Origin of the sequence: Anaerobiospirillum sp. NML120511, from assembly GCF_023050955.1 — a bacterium.
Classification (GTDB): Bacteria; Pseudomonadota; Gammaproteobacteria; order Enterobacterales; family Succinivibrionaceae; genus Anaerobiospirillum.
In genome coordinates, this window is record NZ_JALKIK010000095.1 from 1 (window position 1) to 2,441 (window position 2,441).

Genomic DNA, 2,441 nt, shown 5'->3' on the forward strand with positions numbered 1-2,441 from the left:
ACAGTGTTTTGAAACTGAAGCCCACAATCAAATGTTTGCTGCCGGACATTTGATTGGAGACTAAAGTTAAACATGTTTGCGGGCGGTTTTATTTCAAAACGTTACGAAATATCGTTGACACGCGTCGGACAGCCTGGTACAGACACGTGTTGCAGCCATTGCTGAAAATAAGGACAAGGTCACTGATACTGTTAATAACAGTAACAATTTAAGAGAAGACCTCAGTACAGCTGCAAAAAGCAGCTTGGATTTATATGAGCATTTCGACCTTCAACCTGTAAGGTTAGTCGATATGCTTAAAGAACCTGATAATTCTTCAAAGTCCAGGGAAAGATAACTGGAGAGTGACATGAATAAAAAGAAAGCTGGCCAGGCTGTCTTTATTGTGGCAGCTGCTGCGTTACTATGGGCAGGCTTGACTTACGGATCTGGACTCCTGTTTTTTAAACTCAATAAAATGCCCCTTAATTATGTCGGCCTGATGACAATCTGGGACTATTTTGCTGTTTATAAAAACCATCCTCATAAGTTCTTAAGAGTATCTGTACAAATATGTGCTTTTGCTCCTTATATCATTGCCCTTATAGCCGGAGGAGTAATTGTGTTTACAAATCAGAAGAAAAAGACACTTCACGGTGACGCCAGGTTTGCAACACTGGCCGAGGTCAGGCAGGCGGGCCTTATCGACCCTCCTAAGGGTCTTGAAAAGACCATCCTGGTAGGTAAATTTCAGAACCATTATCTAACCTATGGCGGCTTCCAGTTCGTAATGCTCGCTGCTCCTACACGATCTGGCAAGGGTGTTGGTGTTGTAATTCCTAATTGCCTTAATTACTCAGACAGCCTGGTAGTGCTCGATATTAAGCTGGAAAACTTTGATATTACAGCCGGATACAGAGCAAAACATGGACAGGAGGTCTACCTGTTCTCCCCGTTTGATACCAACGGAAGAACTCACAGGTATAACCCTCTTGCCTATATCAGCGATGACCCTGCTTCACGAATGGGCGATATTGATGCTATTGCTGCAGCCTTCTACTCAGGAGGTGATGAGAAAGACAAGTTCTGGAACGAGCAGGCCAAGGACCTATTCCGAGGACTGTGCCTTCTGGTATTGGAGACGCCAGATCTCCCAAATACCATTGGCGAGATCCTCAGGCAGGCAAGCGGAAAGGGAAAGCCATTTAAGGAGCACATTGAGGGCATGCTTGCTGCTGCTAAAGAAAAGGGATTTAGCTATTCATCAGGCTGCAGGGACTCTCTGGGCCGTATTCTTGGCAATTCTGAGAACACTCTGTCCAGCATTGTTGCAACCTTTAATACACCTTTGCTTATTTTCCAGAATCCGAGAGTGGACCAGGCAACATCAGCTAATGATTTTGACCTGAGAGATGTCAGAAGAAAACGCATGTCAATTTATCTTGGCGTTACCCCTGACAAATTAAAGGATGCTGCAGTTTTAATTAACCTTTTCTTTGACCAGCTGCTTAACCTTAACACCCGTGTCCTGCCGCAGCAGGACAAAAGCCTGAAGTACCAGTGCCTTATGATCATGGATGAGTTTACCGCTATAGGTAAGGTCAACATGATTCAACAGGCAATTTCATACCAGGCCGGTTATAACATGCGCGTACTTACCATTATCCAGAACAAGTCTCAGCTGGAAGATAAGTATGGAAAGTCTGGAGCCATTACTTTAATGGCTAACCATGCTCTCATGATTATGTACGCACCTTCGCCTGTTGTTCAGTCTGATGCTAACGAGTACTCAGAGATGCTTGGCTATGAGACATTTATCAGTAAGAACAAATCACATTCATACAGTGGTATTGGCGGTAACGGATCACGCTCTGTAAGCGAGAGTGAACAGAAAAGAGCACTTATGCTCCCGCAGGAAATTAAGGAGCTCGGTCAGTGGCGTGAGATTGTTTCAATGGAGAATTGCAAGCCAATCCTCTGCGACAAGATCAAGTACTTTGAAGATCCGGTATTTACTGAAAGAATTAACTGGGAAGCCCCTGAGATACCGGTTCATGATGTAAACGAATTTATTAAGAAGTTTGGTCTTGGTGGGGGCTCTGATACCTCCAAAAATGACATAGATGTCGAAGCCCTTATGAATGATATGGTTGCCAAGTATGAGGAGCAGGATCGTGAGATTTATCATGACCTTTTTGTTAAGCCGATACTTGAAAAGCAATCACAGCAAGATCTTGAGCTTATGAACAAGTTTAATCAGGAGGAGACTATTAAGTCTGATTCTGAATCGAGTGAGTCCGATGATCTTGCAGCTGCTGCCTCCGGCCTCTCGGCTGCTGCTGAAACAGAGTCCGAAGCCGCTGCAGCATCGGGTACTGATAACGATACAGAGTCCCTGGCAGCTGCTGAAACAGAGTCCGAAGCCGCTGCAGCATCGGGTACTGATAACGATACAGAGTCCC

1 protein-coding gene is annotated in these 2,441 nt (G+C 44.7%); it reads left to right on the forward strand.

What is annotated here, in order from left to right; translation table 11 throughout:
• Positions 1-601: 601 nt before the first annotated feature.
• Positions 602-2,441, forward strand: a 1,840-nt coding sequence (locus MXE39_RS12775) for a type IV secretory system conjugative DNA transfer family protein (protein ID WP_247074210.1), incomplete at its 3' end; no start/stop codon positions are given.